Genomic DNA, 17,891 nt, shown 5'->3' on the forward strand with positions numbered 1-17,891 from the left:
TCGGAGTCTTTCTGCTGCAGACTCCAGGATCTATCAGTCGCCCTGATTATCCATCTGCTCCTTCAGCAAGTCACCCAATGTCGGGGCACTGGTTGCAGCATCTCTGGCATAACCTTTGATGGCTGCGGCCTCTTCATCAGCGTCCTTAGCCTTGATCGAGAGCGAAATGGTACGGTTCTTTCGGTCAACTCCGATGAATTTCGCTTCTACTTCGTCACCTTCTTTCAGTACTGAGCGAGCATCTTCAACCCGATCCCGAGAGAGTTCTGAAGCCCGTAGATAGCCTTCAACACCATCGGCCAGGTTAATTACTGCACCCTTGGCATCTATCTCGGCAACGGTTCCTTTGACGAAACTGCCCTTTTCGTTAGCAGCAACGAACAGTGAGAAAGGATCCTGTGCCAGCTGTTTGATACCCAGAGAGATACGCTCACGCTCAGGGTCGACAGAGAGTACAACGGTCTCCACTTCGTCACCCTTCTTGAAGTTGCGGATGGCATCCTCACCTTCATCATCCCAAGAGATGTCGGACAGATGAATCAAGCCGTCGATACCACCATCAAGGCCGATGAAGATACCGAAGTCGGTGATCGACTTAATACTGCCACTGACATGATCGCCCTTCTTATGAATGGCGGCAAACTCATCCCATGGGTTGGGCTTGCACTGTTTGATACCGAGCGAGACACGACGGCGCTCTTCATCGATATCCAGAACCATGACCTCAACCTCATCTCCCAGGGAGACAATCTTTGAGGGGTGAACATTTTTGTTGGTCCAATCCATCTCAGAGACATGCACCAGACCTTCAACGCCCTCTTCGATCTCAACAAAGCAGCCGTAATCGGCAATGTTGGTAACCTTACCGAACAGACGGGTGCTTTCAGGATAGCGGCGTGCCAATGCAACCCAAGGATCGTCACCCATCTGCTTGAGACCCAGTGAAACACGATTACGTTCACGATCGAATTTCAAAATCTTGACGCGGATCTCATCACCGATCTCAACAACCTCGGAAGGATGTTTGACCCGCTTCCAGGCCATGTCGGTGATGTGCAGCAGGCCGTCGATACCACCCAGGTCGACAAAGGCGCCGTAATCGGTGAGGTTCTTGACCACACCGGTGACTTCCTGGCCTTCCTGTAGGTTCTCGAGCAGCTTCTCCCGCTCTTCGCTGTATTCCTGTTCAACAACGGCACGGCGTGAAACCACCACGTTGTTGCGACGACGATCCAGCTTGATCACTTTGAATTCCAGATCCTTGCCTTCCAGGTAAGCGGTATCGCGTACCGGACGCACATCCACCAGTGAGCCGGGCAGGAAAGCGCGGATATCGTTCAATTCAACAGTAAAGCCGCCTTTGACCTTGCCATTGATACGTCCAATGACGGTCTCTTCAGCTTCGTGAGCTTTCTCAAGAACTTTCCAAGCCTGGTCGCGCTTGGCTTTTTCACGGGAGAGTCTGGTGGCGCCAAAGCCATCTTCAACAGCGTCCAGGGCCACTTCGACCTGATCACCAATTTCTACTTCGATCTCACCGGCATGGTTGAGAAATTGTGAACGGGGAATGACGCCTTCGGACTTCAGGCCGGCATTGACGATAACAGCTTCAGAGGTAATATCGAGCACGGTACCAATGATGATGGCGCCGCTGCGAAGCTGGGTACTGGAGAGACTCTCCTCAAATAATTCTGCAAAACTTTCGGTCATGGGATTGGGTTTCCTGCAACATGTCTGTTGCACAGGTGAAGCGCGATCAAGCTGATCCGTTCCACCAGGGTTAAAGTTAAAACAAAGCCGGGATTCACCCGGCCACCTGATTACTTACTGAATTTCCGAGCCTAACTCGCCGATTCAGGCAGCGCATTATAGACGCGCTGCATGACCTGTTGATAGACCTCATCGGCGGAAAATTTTGTCGAATCCAACTGCCAGGCATCCGACGCCGCCTTGAGCGGAGCTACCGCCCGCCCGCTATCACGCTCGTCACGCTCTTTAATCTCATCAGTAAGATCGGCGAGATTAACACCCAAATCCTTTTCTTTCAACTGTTTATAACGTCTTAACGCGCGCTCTTCCACACTTGCGGTAAGAAATATTTTCACTTCTGCGGCGGGAAAAACCACCGTTCCCATATCCCGCCCATCAGCCACCAATCCCGGAGCTTTAGCGTAACTCTGCTGCCAATTCAGCAACGCTTGGCGCACCTGGGGTATTGCCGCCACTTTGGAGGCCGCATTACCGGCGGTTTCCGTGCGGATCGCATCCGCCACATTGTCCTGACCCAGTAAAACCTTGCCCTGCTCAAAGGTAAGATCCAGACGTCTTGCCATTTCTACGACTTTGTCTACATTTTCGAAACTTATACCAGCACGTTCAACGGCGAGCCCCAGCACTCGATAGATCGCGCCACTGTCCAGCAGACGCCATCCAAGGGTCTCCGCGACCCGACTTGCCAGGGTACCCTTGCCGGAGCCAGACGGCCCATCTATGGTGATTACTGGAATATCATTCATTTTCCTGACACCTCAGTAATGCTCAGGCCACAATGACCGGCCAGCTCCACGAATCCCGGAAAAGAGGTGTTCACATTCGCCACGTCGGCAATCTCGATGGAACCGCTGGCAGCCAGTCCGGCCATCGCGAACGACATGGCAATCCGATGATCACCATGACTTTCGACCTGGCCACCACAGATCGGCCCACCCTTGATGAGGATGCCGTCAGGGGTTGGTTGCGCCTGGACCCCCAGTGAGTTCAACCCATCCGCCATTACCTGAATCCGGTCGCTCTCCTTGACCCTGAGTTCTTCCGCCCCCTGCAGACGGGTCTCCCCCTCCGCACAGGCCGCCGCAACAAAGATCGCCGGGAATTCATCGATCGCCAGCGGCACCAGCTCCTCGGGTATGTCGATGCCCTTCAGTGGGCTGGAACGCACCACGATGTCAGCAACCGGTTCGCCGCCAATTTCCCGCTGATTGAGTAGCTCGATGTCGGCCCCCATCAAGCGCAGAATCGAGATCACACCGTCCCGGGTCGGATTGATGCCCACATGCTGCAATCTGACCTCGGAACCCTCGGCAATGGCAGCCCCAACCATAAAAAAGGTTGCTGAAGAGATATCCGCCGGCACATCGATTTCACAGGCGGTCAGTTTGCCTCCCCCTTGAAGACAGGTTCTGGCACCGTCACGTTGCAAACTATAGCCAAACCCCTGCAGCATACGCTCGGTATGATCCCGGGTTGGCGCAGGCTCGGTTACGCAGGTCTCACCCTGCGCATAGAGACCGGCCAGAAGAACCGCAGATTTGACCTGGGCACTGGCCAGCGGCAGCTGATAGTCGATTCCATTGAGCTGTTGATCTCCCGCCAACACCAAGGGGGCAGTACCACCTGGCTGAGAGTCGATTTTCGCGCCCATTTCACTCAGTGGATCGATTACCCGCCCCATCGGCCTGCCGGAGAGCGAATGATCACCAGTCAAGGTCACAGCAACACCACTGCCAGCCAGCAGGCCGCTAAGCAGCCGCATTGAGGTTCCGGAATTACCGAGATCCAGTGGCGCAGCGGGTATTGAAAGGCCATTCATTCCAACCCCTTTGATCTTCACCCGCCCAGCTTCAGGTCCTTCGATCTGAACACCCATTGCCCGAAATGCGTTGAGTGTAGCGAGACTGTCTTCCCCTTCAAGAAATCCGTTGACCAGGGTCTCACCCTCAGCCAGCGAACCCAGCATGATCGAACGATGGGATATGGATTTATCGCCAGGCACCCGGATGCTGCCGCTCAATGTTCCGCCGGGATTCACCTGATAGTATCGTTTTGTTGTTTGCAACTCGGTTGTACTCATAATTGTTGGCTATAAACAGAAAGAGAGGATGCTTGTTATTCCGGGTGTTTGACACCATCCACGTAGCAATCCCGGGCCAGCTTGGCCGATTCGAAAAGTCTCAGCAAGCCCTCCTCATCACCCTGCTCCAGTAAGGCAGCCAGGTCGTGCAGCTCATCTGCGAAACGGGTCAACATACCGCCCAGCGCCTGTTGATTGGCAATACAGATATCCCGCCACATCACCGGATTGCTTGAAGCAATCCGGGTAAAATCTCGGAATCCACCCGCGGCAAAACGGAAGATTTCGTCATTCTCTTTCATCCGGGAAAGACTATCCACCAGGGAGTAGGCGAGCATATGAGGCAGGTGACTGGTCGCCGCCAACACCTCATCATGGTGTTCCACACTCATGCTGGAAACCGCTGCACCACAATCCCGCCACATCTGTTCAACCCGCTGAAGTGCATCGGGGCGGGTCTCGGCTAGCGGTGTCAGAATCACCCGGCGGTTTCGATAGAGTTCCGCAAATGCCGCCTCGACGCCACTGCGCTCTGTGCCGGCAATCGGATGACCAGGAACCAAAAAGTCCGGGACACCCTGAAACACCGCTTCGGCATCCCGCACTACACTGCCTTTGACACTACCCGCATCGGTGACCACGGCATGCTCTGCCAGCTGCCCTTTCATCTTCTCGAAAGTATCCCGGATGGCGCCCAGAGGTACTGCAAGCAGCACCATATCTGCACCCTGAACCGCCTGTTCCACATCGTGGGTATAGTGATCAATCACACCCAACTGCTGGGCTTTCTGTAGATTCGACTCACCTCGGCCGCAGCCGACCACTTCCTTTACCTTACCCTCCTCCCTGAGCGCCATGGCTACCGAACCACCAATCAGGCCCACTCCAATGATTGCCAGCTTTTCGATCATCTTTGAAGCACCTCTTTCAATGCAGAGAGGAGCCGTTGATTCTCCTCTTCCAGTCCGATGGAGATTCGCAAATGGTTGGGCATGCCGTAACCGGCCAGCGGACGGGTTATGCAACCCAGCTTCAACAATGCCTGATCGACTGCAGTTGCATCGCTGCCAAGATCAAGGGTGATGAAATTACCGACTGAAGGAATGTAGGCCAACGATAGCGTTTCAAAACCCTGACAAAGCTGTTTCATCCCGGCGTCATTCAGTGCCACGCTCTGTTGAATGAAGTCGTCATCCTCGAGTGCTGCCAGCGCAGCGACCTGGGCCATATTGTTGACATTAAATGGCTGTCGAACCCGATTCAGCAGATCCGCGATATCCGGATGCGACAGCGCGTAACCGATCCTCAGCGACGCCAGACCATAGGCCTTGGAAAAGGTACGGGTCACGATCAGATTGGAAAACTCATCCAGCCACTGGGAAGCATCAGGGTATTCGGTGGCCTGAACATATTCGAGATAGGCCTCATCGATGACGACAATGGTGGTTTCAGGAATCTTTTGCAGAAAACCATACAGCGCGTGCTCCGTTAGCCAGGTGCCGGTCGGGTTGTTGGGATTGGCAATCCAGACAACCGCCGTCTTGTCGCTCAACCGCTGCAACATGGCGTTCAGATCGTGACCATAGTCTTTGGCTGGCGCCGATATCAAGGTCGCCCCAACGGCCTGGCTGCTGATTGGATAGACCGCAAAGGCATATTGGGAAAACAGTGACTCTTTGCCGGGAGCCAGAAAAACCCTGGCCACCATATCCAGTACATCATTGGAACCGTTGCCAATGGTGATGTGTGAGGCATCACACTGATGTTTCTCGGCCAGTCGCTGGTGTAACTCAAAACCGCTACCGTCCGGATAACGGGAGATCTCCCCCATCGCCTCCGTCACGGCCTGGGTAACCCTGGAGCTGACACCGAGCGGATTTTCATTGGACGCAAGCTTGATCGAATGGCGAATGCCGAGCTCACGTTCCAGTTCAGCGATCGGTTTGCCCGGTACGTAGGGTGTCAGTGCCCAAACACCATCGGCAGCATGTGTTAGGAAAGGAAGGTTTGAACGCTTCATCGGCCGTTATTCAAATTTGTGCTATCGGCGGTGTTAAAGAACCGCTTTTGGATAGGAGCCCAACACTCTGAATTGTGTTGCGGACTGCTCGATTTTTTTCAATGCCTGGGAGAGATTGTGATCATCCTTGTGGCCTTCAACATCGACGAAGAAGACATAGTCCCAGCGCCCTCGTCTGGAGGGTCTGGACTCGATGCGGGTCATGCTGATGCCATGTTCCGCAAACGGGCTTAGCATCTCATGCAGACCACCCGCCTTATTGTGAGTTGAGAAAAGGATGGTTGTCTTATCCATACCGCTGGCAGCCACATCCTGTTTGCCGATAACCAGGAACCTTGTGGTATTCCCCGGTTCATCCTCGATGTTGGTTGCCAACTGGTTCAACTGATAGATCTCGCCGGCCGCATCTCCGGCAATCGCCGCGCTGCCGCTCTGCTGTGAGGCCAGCCCGGCGGCTTCCGCATTACTGTTTACCGCGATACGCTCAGCGTTTGGCAGATGGCGGTCGAGCCAGCCACGACACTGGGCCAGCGACTGGGCATGAGAATAGACCTTTTGTACAGATGCACGCTCCTTTTCTTTGCTGAGCAGCTGATGATTGATTCGCAGGGTCACCTCACCACTAATCAGCAGAGGTGAATTCAGAAAGCTGTCCAGGGTATGACTGATAACGCCTTCCGTGGAGTTCTCCACCGGTACGACGCCGTATTGACAGGCTCCCGCTTCCACATCACGAAAGATATCCCCGATCGAATTCAGTGAATGGGTTCGCACAGAATGTCCAAACTGTTTCAAGGCAGCAGCCTGGGTGAAGGTTCCGTCAGGCCCAAGAAATGCTACATTCAGAGGCTTTTCCAGCGCCAGGCAGGCGGACATAATCTCCCGGAACAGACGTGCTACCTCTTCACTCTCCAAGGGACCCTGATTTCGGTCTTTGACCTTGCGTAGTACCGCAGCCTCCCGTTCAGGCCGATAAAACTCCGCCTCAGGATTGGCGCTCAACTTGATGCGTGCCACTTCCTGTGCCGCTTCTGCACGTTCGTTGATCAGTGCTTGCAGCTGTGAATCGATTTCATCGATTCGCTGGCGTATGCTCTTCAGCTTGGCATCATCGTTCATGCAAAAGCCCTAAGGTCAGTTAGTGCTGCCGTTCAAGGAGCGGACAGACAGGACACCATCGATGGAAGAGAGGGTTTCGATCAGTTGCTCACTCGGTTTCTGATCCACATCAAGCAGGGTCACCGCCACATCGTCACGTGACTTGTTCAGCATATCGAGAATGTTCAGTCCCTCATTGGCCAGGTCGGTGGAGATCTGGCCCACCATGTTGGGAACATTACTATTCACTACCGCGATCCGATGACCACCGTTTCTTGGCAGATTGATGCTTGGAAAATTGACCGAGTTGGTGATATTGCCGTTTTCCAGATAGTCCTTGACCTGGTCCGCCACCATAATCGCACAGTTGTCTTCCGCCTCCTTGGTCGATGCCCCCAAGTGAGGCAGCGTGATCACCCGGGGGTGCTCCTTTAGCAGATTATTCGGAAAGTCACACACATAGGCATAAAGATGACCGCTATCCAGAGCCTCAACGGCCGCCTGGTCATTGATAATGCCGTTGCGGGCGAAATTGAGCAGGACAGAACCCGGCTTCATCAGTTTAAGCCGGTCCGCATTGATCATATCGGCTGTAGCATCGGTAAGGGGCACATGAAAAGTCACAAAGTCAGACTTTGACAACAGATCATCGACGCTGAGCGCCTGTTCCACCTCAGAGGCCAGTTTCCAGGCGCTTTGCACGGTGATGGTTGGGTCGTAACCGATCACATTCATACCCAATGCACGACAGGCATTGGCCACTTTGACACCGATCGCTCCCAAACCAATTACCCCCATGGTGCGGCCGGGCAACTCAAATCCGACAAAATCCTTTTTACCCGACTCAACCTGTTTCGAAACCTCCGGGTCGCTGCCATCAAGATCGGTGGCGAAGCGCCAGGCTTGTCCCAAGTTTCTTGCCGCCAGCAGGGCACCGGCCAATACCAGCTCCTTTACCGCATTGGCATTGGCGCCCGGCGCATTGAAGACCGGAATACCCTTGCCCGTCATATCAGCCACTGGAATGTTGTTGACACCGGCACCGGCACGCCCAACGGCCTGTACTGTCGGTGGAATCTCCATTTCATGCATCTTGTAGGAACGTAGCAGTATTGCATCCGGATGGCTGACTTCAGAGGCAACTTCATAACTGTCCCGTGGCAAACGATCCAAACCGGCCACAGATATATTATTCAGGGTCAAGATTTTATACATACTGTCTCTCTTGTTTCTGATTCGCTCAGCTCGATTGCTCGCTGGGCTTACGGGTTATGGATAACGCTTGCATGCACACGATTTGTACGGATGGATTAACCGTTTACCCGCTCAAATTCAGCCATATAGTCGATCAATGCCTGCACTCCCTCTTCGGGCATTGCGTTATAGATGCTGGCCCGCATACCACCTACCGAGCGGTGCCCTTTCAGGGTCTTGAGACCTTCAGCACTGGCGCCTTCAAGAAACTTGCCGTCCAGATCGGCATTCGCCAGCGTGAATGGCACATTCATCCAGGAGCGGCTCTCCGGTGTCACCGGATTGGCATAGAAATCGGAGTTATCGATCGCACTGTAGAGTGCCGCCGATTTACGCTGATTCACTTCCGCCATGGCTTCCAGACCACCTCGATCCTGCAGCCATTTAAAGACCAGTCCGGCCAGATACCAGCCATAGGTCGGTGGTGTGTTGTACATCGAGCCATTGTCATTGTGGGTGGCGTATTGAAACATCACCGGAGTATCTTCAGCTGCCTGGCCAATCAGGTCCTCACGAATGATGACCAGGGTCAAACCGGCCGGGCCGATGTTCTTCTGTGCACCCGCATAGATGATCCCGTAGTTGGAAACATCGATCGGTCTGGAAAGAATGGTTGAGGAAAAATCGGCGATCAGCGGTACACCACCGGTCTGAGGTGTGTAGGGAAACTCTACTCCCTGGATGGTCTCATTGGGTGTGTAGTGCACATAGGCGGCATCACCGCTGAGTTGCAGTTCAGACTGTCCGGGGGTGGTGGTGAACTTGGAATCTTCCGTGGTGGCAGCGATATTCACATCGGCAAAGCGCTTCGCCTCAGCGATCGCCTTTTTCGACCAGGAGCCGGTATTGATGTAATCCACTTTGTGCTTTGTACTGGCCAGATTCATCGGAATCATTGCAAACTGACTGGAGGCGCCGCCCTGCAGGAACAGCACTTTGTAGTTGTCCGGCACTTTCAACAGACTGCGCAGATCCGCCTCGGCCTGTTCAGCGATAGACATGAACTCCTTACCCCGGTGACTCATCTCCATCACCGACATACCAGCGCCATGCCAATCCAGCATCTCTTCCTGTGCCTGCTGTAAAACCGCTTCCGGCAACATCGCCGGTCCGGCGCTGAAATTAAAGACTCGTGACATCTTAGCCTCTCAAGTTTGCTGTGAAGAACAGGCTCGGGAGTGGAATCTCCCAACCCTTACTTTATATAAAATGAAAAATCCGTGTAACCACTCAGATGGCCCCGTATTTTGGGTTTCCAAAGGGGAGAAGTCTCACTCTCCCATTTGGTCAGCCCTAAAAATCGCACTTTCTAGGGCTGATCTGAATCGTTACAAATCCGATTACTCGTCCGCGTCCTGGGCTGACTCATCCCCTTCAACCTCTTCATCGGTTTCACCATCCAGACTTTCAACCCGTTCGATACCGATCAGTTTCTCTTCGTTACTGAGTCTGATCATGATCACACCTTGCGTGTTACGACCCATTTGGGAGACTTCCGCAACCCGGTTGCGCACCAGGGTTCCCCCATCGGTGATCATCATCACCTCATCCTCATCGGTGACCTGAACCGCACCAACCACATTGCCGTTACGATCCGATGTCTGGATCGAGATAACACCCTGGCCACCTCGACCGTGCACCGGATACTCCTCGATGGCAGTACGCTTGCCGTAACCATTTTCAGTCACAGTCAGAACATCACCTTCCGAGGCGACAATCAGTGATACCAGTTTGTGTTCTGCTTCCAGGCGTATGCCGCGCACGCCACAGGCCGTACGTCCCATCGGTCGAACGTTGTCTTCGGAGAAACGAACCGCTTTACCACTGCTGCTGAACAGCATGATGTCCTGTTCACCGTCGGTTACCGAGACTCCGACCAGCTTGTCCCCATCCCTCAGATCCACCGCAATGATGCCGTTTGCCCTGGGTCTGGAGAAAGCCTCCAGCGGGGTTTTCTTGACCGTTCCGGAACTGGTGGCCATGAAGACATAGCGATCGCTTTGATACTCTCTCACCGGCAGTATGGCGTTGATCTGCTCGTCACTCTCCAGTGGCAACAGATTGACGATCGGCTTACCGCGGGCATTGCGGCCTGCCTGGGGCAGTTCATAGACTTTCAGCCAGTAGACCTTGCCCATGTTGGAGAAACAGAGAATGGTGTCGTGGGTACTGGCGACGAACAGTTTATCGACAAAATCCTCATCCTTGGTGGCGGTCGCCACTTTACCCTTGCCACCCCGTCGCTGAGCCTGATAGGTACTCACCGGCTGAGCCTTGGCATAACCCGCATGGGAGAGCGTGACCACCACATCCTCTTCGGTGATCAGATCCTCAAGCGTCAGATCCAGACGGGTCTGAATAATCTCAGTACGACGCTCGTCGCCATACTGTTCGATAATCTCGATCAACTCATCGCGGATCACCTGCATCAGACGGTCGGGATTGCCAAGAATGTCGAGTAGATCAGCGATCTTCTCCAACAGATCCTCATACTCCTTGATGATCTTATCCTGCTCGAGACCAGTCAGGCGGTGCAGTCGCAGCTCCAGAATGGCTTGGGCCTGGACTTCCGTCAGACGGTAGCCCGCTTCCGTCAGGCCAAACTCATCGGTTAACTCTTCTGGCCGGGTAGAGGCTGCGCCGGTACGCGCCAGCATCGCCTCAACAGCACCGGACTTCCAGCATTGAGCCAACAGCCCCTTTTTCGCCTCAGCCGGGCTGGCCGCCTGCTTGATCAGCTGGATCACTTCATCGATGTTCGCCAATGCTACAGCCAGGCCTTCCAACACATGGGCCCGATCTCTCGCTTTACGCAGTTCATAGAGCGTTCTGCGGGTCACCACCTCACGGCGATGGCGGATAAAAAACTCCAGCAGTTGTTTGAGATTGAGCAGTCTCGGCCGGCCATCCACCAGGGCAACCATGTTGATGCCGAAGACACTCTGCATGGCTGTCTGCTGATAGAGGTTATTGAGTACCACTTCAGCCACTTCACCCCGGCGCAGTTCGATGACGATGCGCATGCCGTCCTTATCGGACTCGTCACGCAGCTCCGTGATCCCCTCGATGCGTTTGTCTTTGACCAGCTCGGCGATCTTCTCGATCAGCCGGGCTTTATTGATCTGATACGGCAGTTCATTGACGATGATGGTCTGTTTGCCATTGTTCTCATCGGTTTCGATTTCACTGCGGGCACGCATATAGATGCGCCCACGGCCGGTATGGTAGGCCTCATGGATACCGGTGGCGCCATTGATCAATCCGGCGGTGGGAAAATCCGGCCCCGGCAGATGGTCCATCAGCTGATCGATGGAGCTATCGGGATTGTCGATCAGTGCCACACAGGCATTGATCACCTCGGTCAGATTATGCGGCGGAACATTGGTTGCCATGCCGACCGCGATACCCGCTGAGCCATTTATCAGCAGGTTGGGGATCCGCGCCGGCAGTACGGAAGGTTCATGCTCGGTTTCATCGTAGTTGGCGACGAAATCCACGGTCTCCTTATCGAGATCGTCGAGCATGGTATGGGCAATACGCGCCATACGGACTTCGGTGTAACGCATGGCGGCCGGTGAATCACCATCCACCGAACCGAAGTTTCCCTGCCCGTCGATCAGCATGTAGCGCATCGAGAACGGCTGCGCCATACGTACGATGGTGTCGTAGACCGCCGTATCGCCATGGGGATGATATTTACCGATCACATCACCGACGATACGGGCTGACTTCTTATAGGCCTTGTTCCAGTCGTTGCCCAACTCATTCATCGCATAGAGCACACGACGATGTACAGGTTTCAGTCCATCACGGACATCTGGGAGGGCTCTGCCTACGATCACGCTCATCGCGTAGGCCAGGTAGGATTGCTGCATCTCGTCTTCGAGATTGACGGGAAGTACTTCTTTCGCGAATTCTGTCATGAGTTAAGGGTGGCTTCCTTAATATTGCCCGGATCTCCGGCAAGCGATTGGCTATTTGCCGCCTGAAAGCTCTGTAGGGCGTCAGAAAAAAGCACAGTGTACCATAGTCCCCCGATACTGTGTTGTATAAAAAACGTCTGAAATCCGTTTTAAGAGCCTCTCAGGTCAATTAATCATCAATTTTCGCATCTTTTCTTCATTTGGCGCGTGAACAACCCCCTTCTCAGTGACAATTGCATCCACCATCCCCGCCGGCGTGACATCGAACACCGGATTCCATACCTCAGCACCGTCTGCGGCGACACGTTTATTGCCACAGCTTTCGATCTCTGCACCATCCCTCACCTCAATCGGAATCTCGGCCCCGGATGGCAAGGACATGTCGATGGTCGAAGTGGGTGCCGCAACCATCACTTTCAACTGGTGATGTTTTGCCGCCACGATCAGATGATAGGTGCCGATCTTGTTCGCCACGTCCCCGTTGGCGGCAATTCTGTCGGAGCCGACAACCACCCAATCGACCTCGCCCTGCCGCATCAGACTGGCCGCTGCCCCATCGGCAAGCAGGGTTACGGGAATCCTGTCCTGCAGCAGCTCCCAGGCGGTCAATCTAGCCCCTTGCAGCCAGGGACGGGTCTCATCCGCATAGACCCTGGACAGTTTGCCTTTTTTGAAGGCTGAGCGAATAACCCCCAGGGCAGTGCCGTATCCACCGGTCGCCAATGCCCCCGCATTACAGTGGGTGATGACCTTGGAGCCTGTAGCGATCAAGTCAGCACCAAGATCGCCCATTGTTCTGTTGGCCGCGATATCCTCCTGATGAATCGCCTTGGCCTCAGCCTGTAGCCGCTCTGTGGGATCCGATTCATCTGGAAGCGCCCGCATCAAGTGCTCCATTCTCTCAATAGCCCAAAACAGATTCACCGCTGTCGGCCTTGAGCGGCGCAACAGATCCACTTCAGCACGGATCTTGGAACGCCATTGATCCGCCCCCCCGGCCTGATACGCCGCCCGAGCGGCCAGAACCATCCCGTAGGCTGCCGTGATACCGATTGCCGGAGCACCTCGAACCACCATCTCGGTTATCGCGTTGGCGGTCTCTGTGGCATTGTTCAATTCAACAAATGTCACCTGCTGAGGCAGTACTCTCTGATCCAGCAGAAAGAGCGTGTTTTCATGCCAGACGACGGCGTCATCGGCAGTAACCTTTTCAGGGTCGAATCGGGATTGCATCTTCAATCGGTACCTATCTTTAAGTTTTTACCAACCCGGCACCTTAATCGGTTAGGCTCAGAGCTTCAACAATACCCTCGATCAAGCGTTGACTCTGAGGGTATGGGCACTGTTGAAGCCCGCCCCGTATGTACCTCCCCGATGGTGCAATTTAGAACTCGAAATTGACTAGATCCACTTGACAGGCATTGCAACTTTCCGCTTTAACATGCCATGCTCTGCATGGCCGGAAGGTAACATCCGGCTGACAGTTTGAACTCCATTTACAAACATGAAGCAAAACAATGCCCCAACAGGTTGATCTTCTGATCCATGCGGAATGGATCATCCCGGTCGTACCGGAAAATCAGGTACTCACGCAGCACAGCCTGGCCGTCAGCGGGGGCCGAATCGAGCATATTCTGCCGCGCAGCCAGGCGGAGTCGGAACTCGATGCCCTACAGACCATCGAGCTTCCCGGTCAGGCACTGATTCCCGGCCTGATCAATGCCCATACCCACGCATCGATGAGCCTGCTGAGAGGTCTTGCAGACGATCTGCCATTGATGAGCTGGCTGAATGAGCATATCTGGCCTGCTGAGGCCCAGTGGGTCAACGAAGAGTTCATTCATGACGGATCCCAGCTGGCCATCGCCGAGATGCTGTTGAGTGGCACCACCTGTTTCAATGATATGTACTTCTTTCCCGATATCACCGGTCGGGTTGCGGACCATGCGGGCATACGGGCTGTGCTTGGATTGATTGCCATCGATTTCCCATCCGCCTGGGCCGCCGATGGAGATGAGTACATTCATAAGGGGCTGGAGGTACATGATCAGTTCCGCAACAACTCAAGAATCCATAGCGCCTTTGCACCCCATGCCCCCTATTCCGTGGGTGACCAGGTACTGAAACGTATCGCGGTGCTTGCCGATGAGCTGGAAATTCCCATTCACATGCACCTGCATGAGACACTGGATGAGATCCTCCAGGGACAGCAGCAGCATGGTAACCGACCGATGCAGCGGCTTAACGAGCTTGGGCTTCTGTCGCCCGCCCTTGCCGCGGTGCACATGACCCATCTTGAGCCTCAGGAGATCGAGTTGTTTGCCTCGAGCGGCGCCCATGTGGTGCACTGCCCCGAATCCAACCTGAAACTGGCCAGTGGCTTCTGCCCGGTTGCCGAGATGATCAAGTCTGACATCAATATCGCCCTGGGTACCGATGGAGCCGCCAGCAATAACGATCTGGACATGTTCAGTGAGATGCGCACAGCTGCGCTGCTCGCCAAAGGGGTCGCCGTCGACGCCAGCGCCGTTCCGGCCGCCAAGGCCCTTTCGATGGCCACCATCAATGGTGCCAGGGCATTGGGATTACAGGAGATCACCGGGTCACTGGAGATTGGCAAGTCTGCCGACCTGATCAGTGTCGACCTGGCCAGACTGGCGAGTCAGCCGATCTATCACCCGATCTCCCAGCTGGTCTATGCGGCCGGGCGGGAGCAGGTTTGCCACGTCTGGGTCGCCGGACAGCAGCTGGTCAACAATCACACCCTGACAACCCTCAACCAGCCCCAACTCATCAAGCAGGCATCATCCTGGGCGGAACGCATTGCCGCCTCGGATTCGGCTCGGCAGGACTCGTAAATCCAACCTTTGATGTGTAACCTAACCGGAACATCACAACCAGGCCCAATCGAAGATTCATGAATCAGGAACAGATTAACGTCGATCACTCGGAAGTCAGCAAGTTTGAGGAGCTCGCCTCACGCTGGTGGGACCCCCATAGTGAATTCAAGCCTTTGCATGAAATCAATCCGCTGCGACTCGGTTATATCAAGGAACTCACCTCACTCGAAGGCAAAGAGGTTCTCGATGTGGGATGCGGTGGCGGCATCCTCTCCGAAAGCCTGGCAGCCTGCGGCGCCAAGGTAACCGGAATCGATATGGGTGAAGCCCCCCTGCAGGTGGCACGATTGCATTTGCTGGAATCGGGGCTCGAAGTCAACTATGAGCGCATTCCGGTGGAACGTCTCGCCGAAGAGCGTCCCGCCTCTTTCGATCTGATCACCTGCATGGAGATGCTGGAACATGTCCCTGATCCAGCCTCGGTTGTCAGTGCCTGCGCCAAACTGGTCAGACCTGGTGGCCAGCTGTTCTTTTCCACCATAAACCGAAACCCCAAATCCTATCTGTTTGCCATCGTCGGCGCCGAGTACCTACTCCAGTTGCTGCCCAAGGGAACGCATGACTATGCGAAGTTCATCCGCCCATCCGAACTCAACGCCTGGATCAGAGATGCCGGATTGGACAGCCTGGATATCAAAGGACTCAGCTACAACCCACTGACACAACACTATCGACTGGGTGACGATGTGGATGTCAACTACATGGTTGCCACGATCAAACAGGATTAGAGCCATTAAGTCGAATCACACTGATTGTGTACTGTTCGATCTGGACGGCACATTTGCGGACACCGCCCAGGATCTTCACTACGCACTGAATCTGCAGCTGGAGAGTCATGGCAGAGAGCCCGTGTCGTTTCAGCGATTGCGCCCTTCAGTCTCTCACGGCAGTCGGGCGATGTTGCAGGTGGGCTTCGGCATTGATCCCGAGCACGCGGATTTCAGTGCCTTGCAAAAGGAGTTTCTCGACCTCTATCTGCAGAATATTGCCCTGCAGACCCAACCCTTTGAAGGCATGCTTGAGCTGTTGGACGAATTGGATGCTCTGGCAATACGCTGGGGCATAGTCACCAATAAACCGGCCAGGTTGACCGACCCTCTGATGCAAAAACTCGGTCTGCAGCAGCGTGCCTCCGCCGTTATCAGTGGTGACACAACCCCCTACGCCAAACCCCATCCGGAACCCATTCTTCAGGCCTGCAGAGAGTCGGATGCCAGCCCTGAGCACACACTCTATATCGGCGATGCCCAGCGGGATATCGAAGCCGGGCGAAATGCAGGAACCCGGACATTGATCGCCATGTTCGGCTATCTGGGTGAAACCGATAAGCCGGAAACCTGGCAGGCGGATGGCCAGATCGACCACCCCGCACAGATACTGGATTGGCTTTAAACCGATTCCATGAACTACCGATGTTGCCTCATATGCGCAATTTCAATGTTTTTATCCATAGCTTGCACGCTATAATGCCGCTCCCGTAATCGGATTAGGTTGGGGCCTGTTAAGACGAATCCAATCGGCCCTGTTACCCCATATTGATTTGAAAGAGGGGCTGGGACTTTATTTCCTCCCAGCTGCGTTATCATTCGCTTATGTAGAATATCTACACCTCGCTCGTTCTGCCTTGCTGGGCAAAAAAATAGTCTCAGCAGGACTGATTGGATTCGTCTTAACAGGCCCTGAAGCATGCATAATTACCAACCCTCGAAATCACTACTCAAAGAACGCAATATCCTGGTCACCGGTGCCGGTAGCGGCATCGGCCAGGCGGCCGCCAGAGCATTCGCCGAATATGGCGCCACAGTAATTCTGCTGGGTCGTCACGAGGGCCGGCTTGAGGCGACCTATGACGCTATCGAATCTGCAGGAGGCCCAACACCGGCGATGATCTCATTCGATCTGGAGAAGGCGCCTGCCAATGACTACTACGCTTTGGGTGAAAGTCTCTACGAGGAGTTCGGTGTTCTGCATGGCCTGCTGCACAATGCGGCACAATTGGCCCTGCTCAGTCGTATCGATGACTATGATTTCGAGACCTGGCAGAAAGTCATACAGGTCAATTTAACCGCCCCTTTTCTACTCACCCAGGCCTGTCTGCCACTGCTGCGAAAAGCGGAAGACGCATCGATTCTGTTCACTTCGGATGAACGGGGTAGAAAAGGCAAGGCCTATTGGGGTGCCTACGGTGTATCGAAATTCGGCATAGAAGGCCTGATGCAAACTCTTGCAGACGAGCTGGAAAACAGTCACATCAGAGTCAACAGCATCGCTCCCTGTCCAACACGCACTTCATTGAGAGCCTGGGCCTATCCGGGTGAAAACCCCCTCTCGCACCCGCTTCCGGATACTCTGATGGGCAGTTATCTCTATCTGATGGGCCCGGACAGTCTCCAGGTGAATGGAGAAGCGATGACCGCTATACCGGAGAATCGGGAATAGAACAGTTGGTTGTCAGAGAATTCAGGATTGATAGCGCTCTCCCGAACAGAGAGCGCTGAAAAAAGCTCATTCTGGCAATTGTGAGATAAAACACTCTCTTGCAATCCAATCTTTGTACATCTGGAGAATCTTTCTCTCACGCTTATTGTTGTTCGATTTTATCGACTCGATTGAATGTAAAACCTGCAATCGCTCCTTTTGTGTCAAACCACTGGTCAGTTTAGGCATTCTCTCTCTCCGTATATTTTTTTTCTGACCTATTTCCCTGCGATCGCTGCAAAGAAAAACAGGTTGCTGGACTACTGAGTTGTAACCAAAATCCTGCATACTTACCCAAAATAAAAAACAACTGCATTGTTAAATGCAGGTAAGCGTAAAGATAGACCAAGTCAGCAGAAATATAAATA

14 protein-coding genes are annotated in these 17,891 nt (G+C 54.1%); 4 read left to right on the plus strand and 10 right to left on the minus strand.

The window, feature by feature from the left end:
• Positions 1-33: 33 nt before the first annotated feature.
• The 10 genes from rpsA to mtnA all read right to left on the minus strand — a co-directional run bounded on the left by rpsA (position 34) and on the right by mtnA (position 13,378).
• Positions 34-1,710, minus strand: coding sequence for a 30S ribosomal protein S1 (gene rpsA, locus AC4IE8_RS06970; protein WP_068995359.1), 1,677 nt, complete (start codon positions 1,708-1,710; stop codon positions 34-36).
• A gap of 131 nt (positions 1,711-1,841) precedes the next feature.
• Positions 1,842-2,516, minus strand: a complete 675-nt coding sequence (gene cmk, locus AC4IE8_RS06975) for a (d)CMP kinase (RefSeq protein ID WP_490790648.1) — start codon at positions 2,514-2,516, stop codon at positions 1,842-1,844.
• Positions 2,513-3,850, minus strand: coding sequence for a 3-phosphoshikimate 1-carboxyvinyltransferase (gene aroA, locus AC4IE8_RS06980; RefSeq protein ID WP_490790649.1), 1,338 nt, complete (start codon positions 3,848-3,850; stop codon positions 2,513-2,515). The genes cmk and aroA overlap by 4 nt, the downstream gene beginning before the upstream one ends.
• Positions 3,851-3,885: 35 nt before the next feature.
• Positions 3,886-4,761, minus strand: a complete 876-nt coding sequence (locus AC4IE8_RS06985; RefSeq protein ID WP_068995356.1) for a prephenate dehydrogenase — start codon at positions 4,759-4,761, stop codon at positions 3,886-3,888.
• Positions 4,758-5,870 carry a histidinol-phosphate transaminase gene (hisC, locus tag AC4IE8_RS06990; protein ID WP_490790650.1) on the minus strand — a complete coding sequence of 371 codons (1,113 nt, stop codon included), beginning with the start codon at positions 5,868-5,870 and terminating at the stop codon, positions 4,758-4,760. The genes AC4IE8_RS06985 and hisC overlap by 4 nt, the downstream gene beginning before the upstream one ends.
• 33 nt (positions 5,871-5,903) lie before the next feature.
• Positions 5,904-6,989, minus strand: a complete 1,086-nt coding sequence (gene pheA / locus AC4IE8_RS06995) for a prephenate dehydratase (RefSeq protein ID WP_068995353.1) — start codon at positions 6,987-6,989, stop codon at positions 5,904-5,906.
• Between the two features lie 15 nt (positions 6,990-7,004).
• Positions 7,005-8,183 carry a phosphoglycerate dehydrogenase gene (locus tag AC4IE8_RS07000; RefSeq protein WP_068995351.1) on the minus strand — a complete coding sequence of 393 codons (1,179 nt, stop codon included), beginning with the start codon at positions 8,181-8,183 and terminating at the stop codon, positions 7,005-7,007.
• Positions 8,184-8,278: 95 nt separating this feature from the next.
• Positions 8,279-9,361 (minus strand): 3-phosphoserine/phosphohydroxythreonine transaminase, encoded by a 1,083-nt coding sequence (gene serC / locus AC4IE8_RS07005; protein ID WP_068995350.1) that lies wholly within the window; start codon positions 9,359-9,361, stop codon positions 8,279-8,281.
• 201 nt (positions 9,362-9,562) lie between these two features.
• Complete coding sequence (gene gyrA / locus AC4IE8_RS07010) at positions 9,563-12,145, minus strand: DNA gyrase subunit A (protein ID WP_068995349.1); 2,583 nt, start codon at positions 12,143-12,145, stop codon at positions 9,563-9,565.
• Between the two features lie 165 nt (positions 12,146-12,310).
• On the minus strand, positions 12,311-13,378 hold the full coding sequence (mtnA, locus tag AC4IE8_RS07015; RefSeq protein WP_490790664.1) for an S-methyl-5-thioribose-1-phosphate isomerase: 1,068 nt from the start codon (positions 13,376-13,378) through the stop codon (positions 12,311-12,313).
• Between the two features lie 284 nt (positions 13,379-13,662).
• Here mtnA and AC4IE8_RS07020 point away from each other — a divergent pair, with 284 nt between their 5' ends.
• From AC4IE8_RS07020 to AC4IE8_RS07035, 4 genes are all read left to right on the plus strand, one after another.
• Positions 13,663-15,003: a TRZ/ATZ family hydrolase gene (locus AC4IE8_RS07020; RefSeq protein ID WP_068995346.1), complete on the plus strand. Its 1,341-nt coding sequence runs from the start codon at positions 13,663-13,665 to the stop codon at positions 15,001-15,003.
• 59 nt (positions 15,004-15,062) lie between these two features.
• Positions 15,063-15,773: a bifunctional 2-polyprenyl-6-hydroxyphenol methylase/3-demethylubiquinol 3-O-methyltransferase UbiG gene (gene ubiG / locus AC4IE8_RS07025; RefSeq protein WP_490790651.1), complete on the plus strand. Its 711-nt coding sequence runs from the start codon at positions 15,063-15,065 to the stop codon at positions 15,771-15,773.
• Positions 15,751-16,437, plus strand: coding sequence for an HAD family hydrolase (locus AC4IE8_RS07030; protein ID WP_490790652.1), 687 nt, complete (start codon positions 15,751-15,753; stop codon positions 16,435-16,437). Before ubiG ends, AC4IE8_RS07030 begins: the two co-directional genes overlap by 23 nt.
• A gap of 294 nt (positions 16,438-16,731) precedes the next feature.
• Positions 16,732-17,484, plus strand: a complete 753-nt coding sequence (locus tag AC4IE8_RS07035; RefSeq protein ID WP_490790653.1) for a YciK family oxidoreductase — start codon at positions 16,732-16,734, stop codon at positions 17,482-17,484.
• Positions 17,485-17,891 lie beyond the last annotated feature (407 nt).

Source organism: Candidatus Thiodiazotropha sp. AKAK2, assembly GCF_058244685.1.

What these genes read in the sequence shown, in the direction of transcription:
- rpsA (WP_068995359.1), bottom strand. Translation starts at nt 1,710, where the DNA reads ATGACCGAAAGTTTTGCAGAATTATTTGAGGAGAGTCTCTCCAGTACC.
- cmk (WP_490790648.1), bottom strand. Translation starts at nt 2,516, where the DNA reads ATGAATGATATTCCAGTAATCACCATAGATGGGCCGTCTGGCTCCGGC.
- aroA (WP_490790649.1), bottom strand. Translation starts at nt 3,850, where the DNA reads ATGAGTACAACCGAGTTGCAAACAACAAAACGATACTATCAGGTGAAT.
- AC4IE8_RS06985 (WP_068995356.1), bottom strand. Translation starts at nt 4,761, where the DNA reads ATGATCGAAAAGCTGGCAATCATTGGAGTGGGCCTGATTGGTGGTTCG.
- hisC (WP_490790650.1), bottom strand. Translation starts at nt 5,870, where the DNA reads ATGAAGCGTTCAAACCTTCCTTTCCTAACACATGCTGCCGATGGTGTT.
- pheA (WP_068995353.1), bottom strand. Translation starts at nt 6,989, where the DNA reads ATGAACGATGATGCCAAGCTGAAGAGCATACGCCAGCGAATCGATGAA.
- AC4IE8_RS07000 (WP_068995351.1), bottom strand. Translation starts at nt 8,183, where the DNA reads ATGTATAAAATCTTGACCCTGAATAATATATCTGTGGCCGGTTTGGAT.
- serC (WP_068995350.1), bottom strand. Translation starts at nt 9,361, where the DNA reads ATGTCACGAGTCTTTAATTTCAGCGCCGGACCGGCGATGTTGCCGGAA.
- gyrA (WP_068995349.1), bottom strand. Translation starts at nt 12,145, where the DNA reads ATGACAGAATTCGCGAAAGAAGTACTTCCCGTCAATCTCGAAGACGAG.
- mtnA (WP_490790664.1), bottom strand. Translation starts at nt 13,378, where the DNA reads ATGCAATCCCGATTCGACCCTGAAAAGGTTACTGCCGATGACGCCGTC.
- AC4IE8_RS07020 (WP_068995346.1), top strand. Translation starts at nt 13,663, where the DNA reads ATGCCCCAACAGGTTGATCTTCTGATCCATGCGGAATGGATCATCCCG.
- ubiG (WP_490790651.1), top strand. Translation starts at nt 15,063, where the DNA reads ATGAATCAGGAACAGATTAACGTCGATCACTCGGAAGTCAGCAAGTTT.
- AC4IE8_RS07035 (WP_490790653.1), top strand. Translation starts at nt 16,732, where the DNA reads ATGCATAATTACCAACCCTCGAAATCACTACTCAAAGAACGCAATATC.